General features: G+C 59.5%; 14 protein-coding genes. 5 read left to right on the top strand and 9 right to left on the bottom strand.

The features are described 5' to 3' along the window. Positions 1-71: 71 nt before the first annotated feature. The gene (locus ACSEXS_RS03445; RefSeq protein WP_438431785.1) at positions 72-320 is read right to left on the bottom strand and encodes an AbrB/MazE/SpoVT family DNA-binding domain-containing protein; all 249 of its coding nucleotides are present in this window, start codon (positions 318-320) and stop codon (positions 72-74) included. A gap of 141 nt (positions 321-461) precedes the next feature. Beyond that, on the bottom strand, positions 462-926 hold the full coding sequence (gene trmL / locus ACSEXS_RS03440) for a tRNA (uridine(34)/cytosine(34)/5-carboxymethylaminomethyluridine(34)-2'-O)-methyltransferase TrmL (protein ID WP_438431784.1): 465 nt from the start codon (positions 924-926) through the stop codon (positions 462-464). A gap of 147 nt (positions 927-1,073) precedes the next feature. Between trmL and ACSEXS_RS03435 the strand changes: the two genes are divergently transcribed. Together ACSEXS_RS03435 and ACSEXS_RS03430 are read left to right on the top strand one after the other, a co-directional pair. Beyond that, the gene (locus ACSEXS_RS03435) at positions 1,074-1,844 is read left to right on the top strand and encodes a response regulator (RefSeq protein ID WP_438431783.1); all 771 of its coding nucleotides are present in this window, start codon (positions 1,074-1,076) and stop codon (positions 1,842-1,844) included. 174 nt (positions 1,845-2,018) lie between these two features. Continuing rightward, positions 2,019-3,215, top strand: coding sequence for a hypothetical protein (locus ACSEXS_RS03430; RefSeq protein ID WP_438431782.1), 1,197 nt, complete (start codon positions 2,019-2,021; stop codon positions 3,213-3,215). Between the two features lie 119 nt (positions 3,216-3,334). Here ACSEXS_RS03430 and serC read toward each other — a convergent pair whose 3' ends face one another. Continuing rightward, complete coding sequence (gene serC, locus ACSEXS_RS03425) at positions 3,335-4,420, bottom strand: 3-phosphoserine/phosphohydroxythreonine transaminase (RefSeq protein WP_438431781.1); 1,086 nt, start codon at positions 4,418-4,420, stop codon at positions 3,335-3,337. Between the two features lie 129 nt (positions 4,421-4,549). Here serC and thpR point away from each other — a divergent pair, with 129 nt between their 5' ends. The 3 genes from thpR to ACSEXS_RS03410 all read left to right on the top strand — a co-directional run bounded on the left by thpR (position 4,550) and on the right by ACSEXS_RS03410 (position 6,978). Beyond that, positions 4,550-5,170 (top strand): RNA 2',3'-cyclic phosphodiesterase, encoded by a 621-nt coding sequence (gene thpR / locus ACSEXS_RS03420; protein ID WP_438431780.1) that lies wholly within the window; start codon positions 4,550-4,552, stop codon positions 5,168-5,170. A gap of 81 nt (positions 5,171-5,251) precedes the next feature. Beyond that, positions 5,252-5,779, top strand: a complete 528-nt coding sequence (locus tag ACSEXS_RS03415) for a helix-turn-helix domain-containing protein (RefSeq protein WP_438431779.1) — start codon at positions 5,252-5,254, stop codon at positions 5,777-5,779. Positions 5,780-5,961: 182 nt separating this feature from the next. Next, positions 5,962-6,978, top strand: a complete 1,017-nt coding sequence (locus ACSEXS_RS03410) for a LacI family DNA-binding transcriptional regulator (RefSeq protein WP_438431778.1) — start codon at positions 5,962-5,964, stop codon at positions 6,976-6,978. A gap of 151 nt (positions 6,979-7,129) precedes the next feature. On the opposite strand, the gene glnA is transcribed toward ACSEXS_RS03410, so the two are convergent. From glnA to ACSEXS_RS03380, 6 genes are all read right to left on the bottom strand, one after another. Then, the gene (gene glnA, locus ACSEXS_RS03405; RefSeq protein WP_438431777.1) at positions 7,130-8,554 is read right to left on the bottom strand and encodes a type I glutamate--ammonia ligase; all 1,425 of its coding nucleotides are present in this window, start codon (positions 8,552-8,554) and stop codon (positions 7,130-7,132) included. A 294-nt stretch (positions 8,555-8,848) separates the two neighbouring features. Next, a complete protein-coding gene (aroF, locus tag ACSEXS_RS03400) occupies positions 8,849-9,907 on the bottom strand; it encodes a 3-deoxy-7-phosphoheptulonate synthase (protein ID WP_438431776.1) in 1,059 nt (352 codons plus the stop codon). A gap of 142 nt (positions 9,908-10,049) precedes the next feature. After that, entirely contained in the window at positions 10,050-11,024 is a 975-nt protein-coding gene (locus ACSEXS_RS03395) for a 4-hydroxy-3-methylbut-2-enyl diphosphate reductase (RefSeq protein ID WP_438431775.1), read from the bottom strand. 111 nt (positions 11,025-11,135) lie between these two features. Beyond that, positions 11,136-11,678 (bottom strand): GNAT family N-acetyltransferase, encoded by a 543-nt coding sequence (locus ACSEXS_RS03390; protein WP_438431774.1) that lies wholly within the window; start codon positions 11,676-11,678, stop codon positions 11,136-11,138. Positions 11,679-11,922: 244 nt separating this feature from the next. Next, positions 11,923-13,473 carry a sensor histidine kinase gene (locus tag ACSEXS_RS03385; protein WP_438431773.1) on the bottom strand — a complete coding sequence of 517 codons (1,551 nt, stop codon included), beginning with the start codon at positions 13,471-13,473 and terminating at the stop codon, positions 11,923-11,925. A gap of 1 nt (position 13,474) precedes the next feature. Further along, positions 13,475-14,164, bottom strand: coding sequence for a response regulator transcription factor (locus tag ACSEXS_RS03380; RefSeq protein WP_438431772.1), 690 nt, complete (start codon positions 14,162-14,164; stop codon positions 13,475-13,477). Positions 14,165-14,199: the final 35 nt, after the last annotated feature.

Below are 14,199 nucleotides of genomic sequence, written 5' to 3'. Positions count from 1 at the left end.
CGGAATCGCCGCAGCCTGACACACAAAAAGCGCCACCTCAGTCGAGGTGGCGCGTGCCGTGCATTCGTGCGTTAGGCTTTCATTTGATTCATTTCCGACAGACAAGTGCTGCAGACAAAACGGTCCTTGAATTCGCTGACGCCTTCCATGCCCGAGCAGAATACGCATCTCGGCCGGTAACGCTCCAGCAGAATTTGGTCTCCCTGGACCAGAATTTCAATCGGGTCCCCCTCGTTCATCTGATATCTTTTGCGCAAGGACTTGGGCAGTACAATGCGACCCAATTGGTCGACCTTCCAGACAATACCTGCCGGTTTCATGATGAATCCCCTCACTCTTTCATTAGATGTTAGATTGCGATTTCGTTGTCAGGAGTATTGGGAGTCCTGATGTCGATTCCCCCGATTGGTGACAACGTTATGGACATCCGGATGATTGGTTCCGGTTAACCCCTCGTTTCATCAGTGAAGCCCGGCAAAGCCCGTCTGCCTCAACCCTTCGTACAAAACGACCGCGACCGAATTGGACAGGTTGAGCGAGCGGATCTCCGGTCCCATGGGCAGCCGGATGCAGCTGTCGGGATGAGCCGCCAGAATCTCGGGAGAAAGCCCCTTGGTTTCTTTGCCGAATACAAAAAAATCTCCGTCCCGGTATTCAAAATCGGTGTACGTCCGGCTTCCCTTGGTCGTAGCGCAAAAAAAACGGCCCTGCGGATACTGCTGTTTTACCTCGTCGAACGAATCGTGGTAGGACAAGTGGAGCTTGTCCCAATAATCCAGTCCCGCCCGCTTCAGCGTCTTGTCGTCGGTGGAGAACCCCAGCGGCCGGACCAGATGCAGGTGGGCTCCCGTCGCCGCGCAGGTTCGGGATATGTTGCCCGTGTTGGCCGGAATCTCCGGCTCTACCAATACAATGTGAAAAGCCATCTCGGTGCACCTCGCCTATTCATCTATTCTATTATACATGATTCTCACCGAGGAACAAATTTAACATTCCGTTTATTTTTCGATAATCCGGCCTTGATTTACCATGCCCATAATGGGAAGGAGAAGAAGACGAGAGGAGCATCCGTCATGTCCAAAATGAAGATACTCATCGTAGATGATGAACCGTCCATCTCCATGCTGCTGGATTTCAATCTGAAGCAGGCCGGATTCGAGGTGCGGTCGGTGGGAGACGGAGAAGCCGTATTCGAGATTCTTCCCCAGTACCGTCCCGATCTTATCGTGCTCGATTGGATGCTGCCCAAGGCCAACGGGATTGAGGTCTGCCACAAACTGCGCGCTTCCGGCAACCTCGTGCCGATCCTGATGCTGACCGCATTGACCGGCGTACAGGACCGGATCGCCGGCCTCGACAACGGGGCGGATGATTATATGACCAAGCCCTTCAGCCCCCCGGAGCTGGTCTCCCGCATCAAGGCCATCCTCCGCCGCACCGGGAAGAACCCGGAGCGCACACCCGAGGAGGAGCTACTTGAAATCGGCCCAATCCGCATGAAAGCGGCGAGCCGCGAGGTCACCGTCCACGGCGAGCCGGTCGAGCTTACACCGAAAGAATACGATCTGCTGCTGTTTCTCTGCCGCCATTCGGGCAAGGTGCTGACCCGAATTCAGCTCCTGCACGGCGTCTGGGACTATCATTTCCTCGGAGACACCCGGATCGTCGACGTGCACATCAGCCACCTCCGCGACAAGATCGAGAAGAACCCGCGCCAGCCGGAATTTATCACGACAGTCCGCAATGTCGGCTATAAGCTGCAAGGCCAGGGCGGGCGCAGGATCGTGCCCGGTTCCTGGACGCCGAAGGAACCCCTCACCGCCACTTCGTCGGACGGGGAGTAAGCCGGATAGAGCAAACCGAAGGAACCGCAGCAGGGAGAAATCGCCCAAGAGCCGAAATTCGGCTCTTTTTTGTCCAATCGGTTACTTTCGTCAGCTACTTTGTGAAGCTAGGCACGTTGAGCGGTGCGATAGCCTATGCTAGCATGGAAGATATCCCCAAGTGGAGATGATACCATGCGTTTAACCCGGTACCGCTGGGTCCCCCTGGTTTGGATCGCGGTAGCCGCCCTGAGCGGCTGTACCCTGCTCTCCCCTGCCGGAGATACCCGCAGCCAAGCGGAAGTCCGCCCGCAGGAGCAGAATCGACCGTTTGCCTATGAAGTTCCCTTGACCTTCTTCAAGGACTATACCGGCATCCTCGCCTTGTATGACAAGCGATTTCTCTATTTCAACATCAGAGATGATACCTGCACCTTCACGGAATTCGATATGACCACGGCGCGCAGCCGGGTCGTGGGCAGGGTCTCTCCCTTTTTATTTAGCGAAGGAAGCAACGCATGGCTGGAAGGCCGCCTCTATTTTCCGGTGGGAATCAAATCCGAGGAGGCTTATCAGACCAACCTCTACGCCTACAACCCGGAGAACCGGAAGCTGAAAAAGGTGCTCAGCGGCAAAGACGCCCCCCATCCGCTCTACATGCAAGGGCTGGGAAATCAAGCTCTCGTCTATAAAAGCAACCCGTACCAAACGGGACTTCGGGCGTTTGGGCCGAGCACCGGCAAGGTCGATACGTTTGAACTGGACAACGCCTCCTTCGGGCTGGGGAACGTGCCGGCAACCCGGATGCTGCAATTTGCCACCCAGGGAGACTCGCTGTACACCTTGGCTCGGAAGACGGATAACAACCAGCCGACTTATATCCTGATGAAATACGACCGGCAGGGAATGCTCCGAAAAATGTACACCCTGAAAGGATTTGACGATCTGACCGAAAGCTCGGCGGTAGGCACCATGAAGATCATGGGCGACTATGTCTACTTCCAAGACTACGGCCCGCAAGCGGCGATCCTCGGCAAGCTCGTCGGGGACGAAGTAAAGCCGGTCGTCACCTTCCAAGGCGATCTGGAGTTGGCCAAGGACAGCTCCAACGATCCGTCGGACTATTACCTGTTCGTGGAGCGCGGCACGGAGCACTTCTACGCACTGGATCTCCGCAACGAGACATGGCTGGAGGTTCCGCTTCCCCATGATCCCCTGTTCAACCGATTCGGCTATACGGTGACGGACGGCCGGCAGCATATCCTGATCATGATGGACGATGAGTCGAGACGCACCAAGCTGGTCTACCTGAATGTGCCGGATTTTCTCCCGCAGGCCAAGCAGATCGGCAAGCTGTCCGTCGACCATGTGATCGAGATCGCTTCGCCGTAAAGGAATGAGCCGCAATCGGCGGCCGGTAAAAAAGCCTTCCCGTTCCGCTCGCGCGGGACTTGGAAGGCTTGCTTCATGTTCATGCTTCTCTGTCGGACTGGACCCGGTTTCTCTTCCCTTTATCCGTTGCGCTTCTGGAAGTCCTGGAGGAAATCGGCCAGCGCCTTGCACGCTTCGTAGGGAACGGCATTGTAGATGGAAGCGCGCAGATGGCCGACGCTGCGGTGGCCCTTCAGGCCGACGAAGCCCTGCGCCTGAAATTCCTTGATAAACTGCTTCTCCAGCTCTTCGTCCTTCAGCTTCCAGGTCACGTTCATCGTGGACCGGCTGTCCGGCGCGGCCAGCGCTTCGTAGAAGCCGCCGCTGTTGTCGAAGATGTTGTACAGGAGGTCGCTCTTCTCCCGGTTGAGCTTCTCGATCGCCTGGAGTCCGCCGAGGTTCTTGAGCCATTTGAGCACCAGGTTGACGATGTAGATCGAATAGGCCGGAGGCGTGTTATAGAGCGAATCGTTCTTCACGTGGGTGCTGTAGCGGAAGATGGTCGGCAGCTTCTTGTTCGAGCGCTCGACCAAGTCTTCGCGAATGATGACCAGGGTTACGCCGGACGGGCCGAGGTTTTTCTGCGCGCCCGCATAGATCAGACCGAATTGGGAGACATCAAAAGGATGGCTGAGAATGTCGCTCGACATGTCGGCAATCAGCGGAACCTCGCCGGTGGTCGGGTATTCCTTGAACTGGGTTCCGGCGATCGTCTCGTTCGAGGTTATATGAAGGTAGGCGGCGCGGTCGGGAATGCGGATATCCGACAGGGCCGGAATGTTCAGCAGGCCGGGCTGCGATTCGGCGGCGATTGCCGTTTCGCCGATGAGCTCGGCTTCCTTCAATGCTTTCTCCGCCCAACTGCCGGAGTGAACATAGGCTCCGACCTTGCCTTCAATCAGGTAATTCATCGGGATCATGGCGAATTGGGTGCTGGCCCCTCCCTGCAGGAACAGAACCTTGTACCCGTCGGGAATGCCGAGCAGTTCCTTCAGAAGCTCTTGCGTCTCGCCGTTGACCGCTTCATACTCCTTGCTCCGGTGGGAAATCTCCATCAGAGACATCCCGATCCCCCGGTAGTCCACCAATTCTTCCTGGGCCTGTTGGAGAACCTCCAACGGGAGCGCCGCCGGACCGGCGTTGAAATTGTACGCTCGCTTGCTCATGTTTCCACACCTTTCGCTGGATTGGACGCTGGCCTGTCTTTACCGCTTTAGCGACCTGATTCCCATTATTATAGCGGATCTCTTTCATGACGTGGAAGCACAAAAATTCTATCACGGAGGTTAATTCTTGTGAACGCTCCCCGAACGCCGGAATCCCGCTGCTTCGCCGCCGTCCCTTTGCCCTCCGGCTGCAAAACCGAGCTGGACGTGCGGATGCGCGCCCTGCACGCCGAGCTGCCCTTCCGCACCTGGCCTCACCCGCTCGATCTGCATATCACGCTGATGTTCCTGGGCGCCGTCGCCGAAGACCGGTTGCCGGCGGTGCAGGAGGCGCTCGCGGCGGCGGCCGACCGCCACGCTCCCTTCCCGCTCGCGGTCGGCCGGCTCGGCTTCTTCGGATCACCCGCCTCGCCCCGGGTCCTCTTCGCGGAGTTGGAAGGCGACCGGACGGCGCTCTCCGCGCTTGCCGCCGACGTGACAAGCCGCCTGTCGGCAATCGGCTTCCCGGCGGAGAACCGCCCCTACTCGCCCCATATCACCCTGGCCCGGCGTTATCAGGGCGGCGGCGATCCCGGCGGCCTGATTCGGGCCGCGGCCGAGCGGGAGTGGGCGGAGCCGCTGCCCTTCGACGCCGATTCCGTCGTGCTGTACCGGAGCCATCTGGGCCGCTCGCCGATGTATGAGCCGTTGGCGATCTTTCCCATGAAGAGCGAGAAAAGCGGGAAAACCACTTTGTTTAGCGAACGCTGACTACCTTTGTCACCCGTGCAGGAGATCCATTTCCCTAGGCGAATACCTTATTCTACCAATGGGAAAGCGGGTGAACTCGATATGGAATACCTCAAAACCAAGGAAGCGGCAGCGGCGCTCGGCGTCAGCCCCACGACCGTCAAACGCTGGGCCTCCTCCCGTCCCGAACGCTTTCGCAAGGACGCGTCCGGCCATTACGTCTTCCTGCCGGAGGACCTCTCCGTATTGGCAGAGGCCAAGGGGACCGGCGAGGACAGTAGTTCAGCGCCCGGCGGGTTGCGATCCGCCTCCGAACCGGTTCGGCTGGGTCCCGCCGTGACCGACGGCTGGCAGCGCCCGGTCCTGCCTCCCGGCTGGGACGAGCTGTCCGACCGCCTGAAGGAGCTGGAGAAGAGCCTCGACCGCAAAGCCGGCGACATCGTCACCTACCAAATCCTCGAGCACCGCCGCGAGATCGACGAGCTGCGGATGTCGGTTAAGGAGTTGGCCTGCTCGCTCGATTCGCTCGCGCAGTCGCTTCAACAGCCGCAGGCGGTGGCGGGCCGACCTGCCGCATCCGGTTTGGACCGGCCCCTCCGGCGCAAGTCTTGGCTCGGTTCTTTGCTGTAGCGCATGGGTTTCAGCCTTTTCTTCATCCTCTTTTTTCTCAGGTTCCTCCTCCTTGTTGACCGCGGCCTAGGCTGCGGTCTTTTGTTTGCGCCGCGCTGTTATAACTGTAGTTGCTGAACGTCCGACATTTCTTTAAGATAGACTCTAACGGGTTTGCCCACGAAGAACCGAAGGAGACTCCCATGGTCACCATATACGATATTGCCGAAAAAGCGAAGGTTTCCGCCATGACCGTATCCCGGGTCATCAACAATTCGGGACGGATCAGCGAAAAGACGCGCCAGCGCGTCAAGAAAGTCATGGATGAAATGCATTACATCCCCAATCACATGGCCCGCAGCCTGGTGCTGCAGCAGACCAAGCTGCTGTTCCTGCTGATTACGGATATCACCAACCCCTTCTATACGACGGTCGCGCGCGGAACCGAGGACGCCGCCAAGGAATCGGGCTACCGGCTCCTGTTCGGCAACAGCGACGAGAGCCTGCTGAAGGAAGCCGATTACATCGATACGATCCTTGCCAGCCGAGCAGACGGCGTTCTGATCGCTCCCGCCGGCGACTCCTCGCTGCCCCATCTGGCCCTGCTCCGGCAGAACGGCATTCCGTTCGTCCTGTTGGACCGTGAGGTGCCCGGCATCGAATGCGACGTCGTGTTGGGCGACAGCAAGGAAGGCGGCCGTATGCTGGTGAGTGCGCTTGCGGAGCTGGGGCATCGGGATATCGCCTTTCTGAACGGCTCGTCCGAGGTGTCGAGCGCCCGCCACCGGTTCCAGGGCTACCTGGAGGGCCTGCAGCAGAACGACCTGCCGTTCCGCGAGAGCTACTGCATGGAAGCCAGCTTCGGCATGCGGAGCGAGCTGACGGCGATCGAGACGTGGCTCAGCACCCTTGATCCGTTCCCCAGCGTCTTCATCGCCGGCAACAACGTGCTGGCTCTCGAAGCCATCCGGCTCTTGCGCAAGCGCGGCCTCGCCGTTCCGGAGGACGTCTCCGTCTGCTGCTTCGACGACTTCGGCCCTTTCTCGGAGATCGACCCATTCATGACGGTCATCTCCCAGCAGGCTTACGAATTCGGCTACCAAGGCGCGCGGCTGCTGCTAGAGCGCATCCGGGAGCGCGGCGAGGAAGCCGCCCTCTGGAAGCGCGTCGTTCTCTCCACGGAGCTGAAGCCCGGCCGTTCGGTTAAACCCCTCGTGTAAAGGGTGCTCTGCAAATGGGATCCTGGATAAGCCGCTTTCACCGGAATCCGCCGATGCGTCGGCGGATTCCGGTTTTTCATACGCGCGGACGAACAAATGCACGAAAAAAACGGCCACTCTGAGAGGAGCCGTTCGAATGGATGAATCCGGATTAACAATCGAAGTAGAGCGAGTATTCGTGCGGATGAACGCGGATGGCGACGGACTTGGCTTCGCCGCGCTTGAACTCCACGTAGTTGTCGATGAAGTCCTGGGAGAAGACACCGCTCTTGGTCAGGAACTCGCTGTCCGCTTCCAGCGCGTCCAGGGCTTCGTCCAGGGAGCCGGGAACGCTGCGGATTTCCTTCAGTTCCTCCGGAGCCAGCTCGTAGATGTTCTTGTCGAGCGGACCGTAGCCCAGCTTGCGCGGGTCGATCTTGTTCTGGATGCCGTCGAGGCCGGCGAGCAGCATGGCGGCGAAGGCCAGATACGGGTTCGCCGTGGAGTCCGGGGTGCGGAACTCGATGCGGCAGCCCTTCGGGGTAACGGCCGCAACCGGGATACGCACGGACGCGGAGCGGTTGCCCTTCGAGAAGACCAGGTTAACCGGAGCTTCATAGCCGGGAACCAGACGCTTGAAGGAGTTGGTGCTCGGGTTGGTCAGGGCGATCAGCGCCGGAGCGTGGTGGAGGATGCCGCCGATGTAGTAGAGGGCGAGGTCGCTCAGGTTGGCGTAGGCGCCCTTTTCATAGAACAGCGGGCTGTCGCCGTTGAAGATGCTCTGGTGAACGTGCATGCCGGACCCGTTGTCGCCGAAGAGCGGCTTCGGCATGAACGTGGCGATCTTTCCCCATTGGCGGGCGGTGTTCTGCACGATGTATTTATATTTCAGCAGGTTGTCGGCGGTTTTGGTGAGGGTGTCGAAGCGGAAGTTGATTTCCGCCTGGCCAGCCGTCGCCACTTCGTGGTGATGGCGTTCGATGCGCAGGCCCGATTCGATCAGGAGACGGCACATTTCGCTGCGGATGTCTTGCTGGCTGTCCGTCGGAGCAACCGGCACGTAGCCGCCCTTTTGGCGCACCTTGAATGCCAGGTTTCCGCCTTCTTCCTTGCGGCCCGTGTTCCATACGGCTTCTTCCGAGTCCACCTCGTAGTAGGACTTGTTCATGCCGCTCTCGAAACGGACGTCGTCGAAAATAAAGAATTCGGACTCCGGTGCGAAGAAAGCCGCCGTGCCGATGCCGGTCGTCTTCAGGTATTCCTCCGCCTTCTGGGCGATGCTGCGCGGGTCGCGGTCATAACGGTCGCCGTCCGGCGTATAGATATTGCACATGACGTTCAGCGTCGGATGAGCGGTGAACGGGTCCACGAACGTGGATTCCGTATCCGGCATCATCACCATGTCGGATTCTTCAATGCCGCGGAAGCCGGGGATGGAAGAGCCGTCAAAGGCAACTCCGTTCACGAACGTTTCTTCTTCCACTTCGGATGCCGGAAGCGTCACGTGATGCGCCTTGCCGGAAAGGTCCACAAAGCGGAAATCCACCCATTCGATGTTCTTCTCTTTAATCAATTCCAACACACTTGCTGCCGTCATGATTATTACCCCTCCCAAATTCCGAACATTTATCAACCCTGCTTGATTAACGTTCAGGTTTTCGATCTCAATCTTGCGATTATTATAAAACGATCATTTGCCACCGTCAATACTTATGTAAGCTATTTTTTTCGTTCATGTTAGGTTTACTAACACCTTTTGTTTTTTTGTTCATGCTTTTGACAAATTGATCGCCAAGCAGACCGGCCGTTTCCGCTGCGATGCGTATAACCGAAACAAGCGAAACCCGGGGGCTTCGCTTGCTGTGCGGCTATTGCATGCGGCTCGTCCTTCCTAGACTGCCCAGGAGCCCGCCAGAACCGGCTGCTTGGCGGTCTCGAACCGCTTGCCGACGATGGGCGCGAGCTTCTCCAGGTCGTCCAGGAGACGCGAGAATTGATTGGGAAACAGCGATTGGACGCCGTCGCCGGTCATCGAGTTGTCGGGATCGGTGTGCATCTCGACGATGAGGCCGTCCGCTCCCGCGGCGACCGATGCCTTCGCCATCGGCTCCACCAGCTCGCGGCGGCCGGTGCCGTGGCTCGGGTCGGAGATGACGGGAAGATGGCTGAGGCCCTTGAGGGCCGGAATCGCCGCCAGATCGAGCGTGTTGCGGGTATAGGTTTCGAAGGTGCGGATTCCCCGCTCGCACAGCATAACATTCGGATTTCCGCCTGCCAGGATATACTCGGCGGCGTTCAGGAATTCGTCGTAGGTCGCGCTGAAGCCGCGCTTCAGCAGCACCGGAGTCTGAATCGTACCCAGCTTGCGCAGGAGATCAAAGTTCTGCATGTTCCGGGTGCCGACCTGGAGAATGTCGGCATATTCGGCGCAGACGTCCACATACTCGGGCGTCATCACCTCGGTGATGGTCAGGAGGCCATGCTTGCGTCCGGCTTCGGCCATCATCTGCAGGCCTTCCACGCCGACGCCCTGGAAGCTGTAGGGCCCGGTTCGCGGCTTGAAGGCGCCGCCGCGCAAGACCTGGCCGCCCGCCTGCTTCACCAATCGGGCGATCTCGTCGATCTGCTGCGGGCTCTCGACGGCACAGGGGCCGCCCATGACGACCAGCTCGGGGCCGCCGATCTTGACGCCCTTGATGTCGATCACGGTATCCGCCGGGTGGAAATCGCGGCTCGCCAGCTTGTAGGACTTGGAAATCTTGATCACCTGGGCGACGCCCTGCATCTGCCGCAGATGCTCGGCAAGCATCGGCTCAATCTTGCCGATGATGCCGATGACGGTATGGTCTTCTCCCCGCGATAGGTGAGCTTTGAGGTCATGCTTCTCGATGTACCGGACGATCTCGGCGATCCGTTCCTCCGGAACCTGATTGGATGTTATGACGATCATGGCAATTCCCCCATCATGAATAATTTGACGCTTCAACGCTTATACGCTTTTAATCGTTAAAGCAACTATAGCGCTTAAAGAGCCGGGTGTCAATCCTTTTCCCGACTCTTCACGATGCGTTATGCGCTTGGCTCGCCTTCCGTCACTCCTCGGCGGACGCTGCCGAGACCGGCACGCTCTTCTCCTTCGGCGAGGGGATCAGCTTCTTCATGTTGATCGTCCGTACGATCTCCCAGGTGGCGGGATTGCTCGGATCGTACTGCTCCAGGTAGCGGATGACCTCGCGGGTGATCGGCGTCGGCGTCGACGCGCCGGAGGTGACCGCCACCTTGCGGACCGGCTTCAGCCACTCTGCATTCAGCTCGGTGATGTCGGCGATGCGGTAGGCGCGGACACCGGCGATCTCCTCCGACACCTGGGCGAGGCGGCCGGAGTTGTTGCTGCGCGGATCGCCGACGACGATCACGAGGTCCGCTTCCTTCGCCTGCTCGGCCACCGCCTCCTGGCGCAGCTGCGTCGCCAGACAGATCTCGTTGTGAATCTCGGCGGTCGGGAACTTGCGGGTCAGGCGGTTCATGATGTCCCGGATGTCCCATTGGCTCATGGTCGTCTGGTTGGTGATGATGATGCGTTCATTGGGTACGTCGAGTGAAGCGATTTCCTCCGGTTTCTCGATCAGGTGCACCCGGTCCGGGGCAATGCCGACGGCCCCCTCCGGCTCGGGGTGGCCCTTCTTGCCGATATAGATGATATCGTAGCCTTCGGCCGTTTTCTCGCGGATGAGGTCGTGGGTTTTGGTAACGTCGGGGCAGGTGGCATCCACCACCGTGAGTCCTTTCTCGCGCGCCCGCTTGCGCACCTCGGGCGAGACGCCGTGGGCGGTGAAGATTACCGTTCCCTCCCGGATGTTATCGAGGATCTCCAAGCGATTGGCTCCATCCAGGGTGACGATGCCTTCCTGCTCGAAGAAGTCGGTGACGTGCGAATTGTGAACGATCATGCCGAGTATATGAATAGGCCGCGGAAGCTCGAGGTTCTTGGCGGCGGACATGGCGAGCGCCATGGCATCCACCACCCCGTAGCAGTACCCGCGGGGAGATATTTTGATTACGTCCATTGCGGTTTCGTTCCTTTCGGCGGAAGTCGGCGGGCGGTCCGGCGCCGAAGCGTCATTCCGTCCCCCACTGCCAGTATACCGGATTCCGCCGGGTTGGGAAAGGAAACCGGCTTAAGCGCTCGGACAAGCCGAGGCATAAGCGGTGGGAGTCAGCTCGTAATCGACCGTCGATTGCAGCAAACCGCGCTGATCCTTCCACGCATTGATGTGGACGGCCGTTCGGCGAAACCCCAGCTTCTCGTAGACATGCTGGGCTCGGGTATTCCGCAGGTTGGTATCCAGCCGGATTCGTCCATACCCCGCCTCCTCGAACAAATACTCGATCAGCATCCGCAGAAAAGCCGTTCCGTTCCCCCGATCCCGCGCCGCCGGATCGCAGAGCTTGATGCCGATTTCCGCCTCGTCGGCCGCCACCGTCCGGTAATTCATCTCCCCGACCGGTACGCCGTTCACCTCCAGCAGGAGCCTTCGTCCCGAACCGGAGCCCGTCTTAAGCAGAGCCGCTACCTCCCGCTCCGTGGTTCCGAGACCGTCGGGAAAACCGGCATGCGCCATCACGTCGCCGTCGTTCCACCATTCGCACAAGAGCCGGGCATCGCTCTCCTCCGCTTGACGGATCACCCATCCGCCGCTCTCCAACCGTATAGGGTCCATGTCTTCGTTCCTCCTTCGCCGCATGCTGCGGACTTCCTCCCTCTCACTCTACCTTCGGGTTACCGGCGGAAAAAGGGGAATTATCCCTATAGTCAAAGTTGGACGGCCGATTCTCCCGCCGACGCCGAACAGGCCGCCCCAAAAACGGGGCAGCCTGAGGGAACCCGGCCGATGGAAGGTCCATCGTCCAGCTGGGTCAGTCGTCTACTTGGTCAGTCTCTGCTGGATCCATTGTATGGACGGATCACTCGTCTGTATCCGCAGAAGCGTCTGCGTTACTTCCGTCGGCAAGCGGAATGGGGCCTTCCCCGGCTTCAAGCGCCTCGCTTGCCGATAGCGGCAGCCAGATCAAGAAGGTCGAGCCTTCCTGGAGCCGGGTGGTCACCTCGATCGACCCGCCGTGCTGGTCGATGATCCACTTGGCGATGGACAGGCCGAGGCCGGTGCCGGCGGTCTTCCCGCGCGAGACATCCGCCCGGTAGAACCGCTCGAAGATATGCGGCACCTCGTCCTTGTCCATGCCGATGCCGGTATCGCGAATCCGGATGCCGATCTGCCGAGGGGCCTTCACGGCGTCCAGCACGACATAGCCCTCCGGCGTGTATTTGAAGGCATTTTCCAGGAAGATGAACAGCATCTGGCTGAGCGAGTCCGCATTCCCGCGGACGAATGCGCCGGTCAGCGCTTCGAGGCTGCCGATCCGCCAATCGGCCTTCTTCGGCAGGAGGGCCGCCTTGCGGCAGACATCCTCGACAATCGGCCGGATTTCCAGCTCCTCCAGCTGCATCGCCGTTCCCGAGTCGGCGCGGGCCAGCGCCAGCAGGTCGTTCACGAGCCGGCTCATCCGGCTCGCTTCGCCGGCGATATCGGAAACCGCCTCGAGCGACAGCTCGCGCTTCTCCTCATCGCTCAGGCTGCCGCCCGAACGCTCCTGGTTCCAAACTTTCTCCAGGAATTCCACGTTGCCGCGAATGGTGGTCAGCGGCGTGCGCAGCTCGTGCGAAGCATCGGAGACGAACCGGCGCTGCATGCGGTCGGATTCCTCCAGCTCCCGGTAGGTTCCTTCGACCCGGTCGAGCATGCTGTTGATCGTCTCCGTGAGCCGGCCGATCTCATCCCGGGGTCCCTTGTATTCGATCCGGCGGCCGAGGTCCTCGCTGCTCTCGATCTGGCCCGTCGTGCGGATGATCTGCTCGATCGGCTTCAGCGCCTTGCGCGAGAGATACAGACCGCTCGTGGCCGCAAGCACGATGACGAGCAAAGCGAAGAGAATCAGGAACCGGGACACCTGGCTGAGAATAGCCAGCGTATTGTCGATCGTCGTAGCGATTTGCAGTACCCCGACGATCTGGTCAGGGGCGACCTTCATGGAAAAAGGCACGTAAGCGATTCTCCAGACGATATCGGTTCCGTTCGGTGATTTCCCCTTCTCGTTCACCACATAGAAGGAATCCTTGATCGCTTTTTGGATGGATTCCGACGAATGGGGGATGACCACGTTGCGCGGCAGCGTGCTGCGTTTAATTTCACCGCTCGCCGGGTCGATGATTTGGGCGGCATAGCCGGTGCTGAAGCGAAAGCTCAGCGACCATGTAAATTCCAGCTCGCCGGTGAACGGATTGGAACTGCTTTGAATGCCGCGGTTGATCACCTCTTCGGCCAGGCTCGCCATCTCCCGGTCCTGGCTGTCGAACAGCTTAACCGAAATGTACGAGTAAAGTCCGATCCCGAAAACCAGGAGGAGCGCTCCGAGCAGGAACGAATACCAGAGCGTCAGCCTCGTGCGAATGGACATGCTAGTTGTCACCTCTCAGGACGTAACCCGCTCCGCGGACGGTCTGAATGAGCCGTTTATGCCCGAACTCCTCCGTTTTCTGCCGCAGAAGAGCGATGTACACCTCCAGCACATTGGACTCCCCGCTGTAATCGTAGCCCCAGATTTTCTCCATGATGAGATCGCGGGACAGCACCCGCTTCGGGTTCAAAAGAAACAATTGGAGCAGATCGAATTCCTTCGTCGTCAGCTCGATCCGCTTGTCGCCGCGAAACACCTCGCGGGTATCGGGGTCCAGCGCAATGTCCAGGTATTCGAGCCGGTTGCCGGATTTCTCGCTTTTCTCCGTGCGCCGCCTGAGCATCACCCGGACGCGGGCGAGCAGCTCCTCCAAGGCAAACGGCTTGACGAGGTAATCGTCCGCCCCCATATCGAGCCCCTTCACCCGGTCGGACACTTCGTCCTTGGCGGTCAGCATGAGGATCGGCACCGCGCTGCCGCTCTCCCGAATCCGGCGGCAGACCTCCCAGCCGTCCACCCGAGGCATCATGATGTCGAGGATAATGAGGTGCGGCTCGGCCTCCATCATTTTCTTCAGCCCTTCCAGGCCGTCGTTCGCCGTCGTCACCGAGTAGCCCTCGAAGGCCAGCCCTCTGCGCAGCATGGACGTGATCTTTTCGTCGTCGTCGATCACCAGAATTTGTTCCCTCAAGCCGGATGTCCCCCGTTTCGTCGTGTCGGTCTTCT

The sequence above is a fragment of the Gorillibacterium terrae genome, assembly GCF_051594785.1.
Lineage (GTDB): Bacteria > Bacillota > Bacilli > Paenibacillales > NBRC-103111 > Gorillibacterium.
This window is presented reverse-complemented; position numbering and strand designations above follow the sequence as displayed.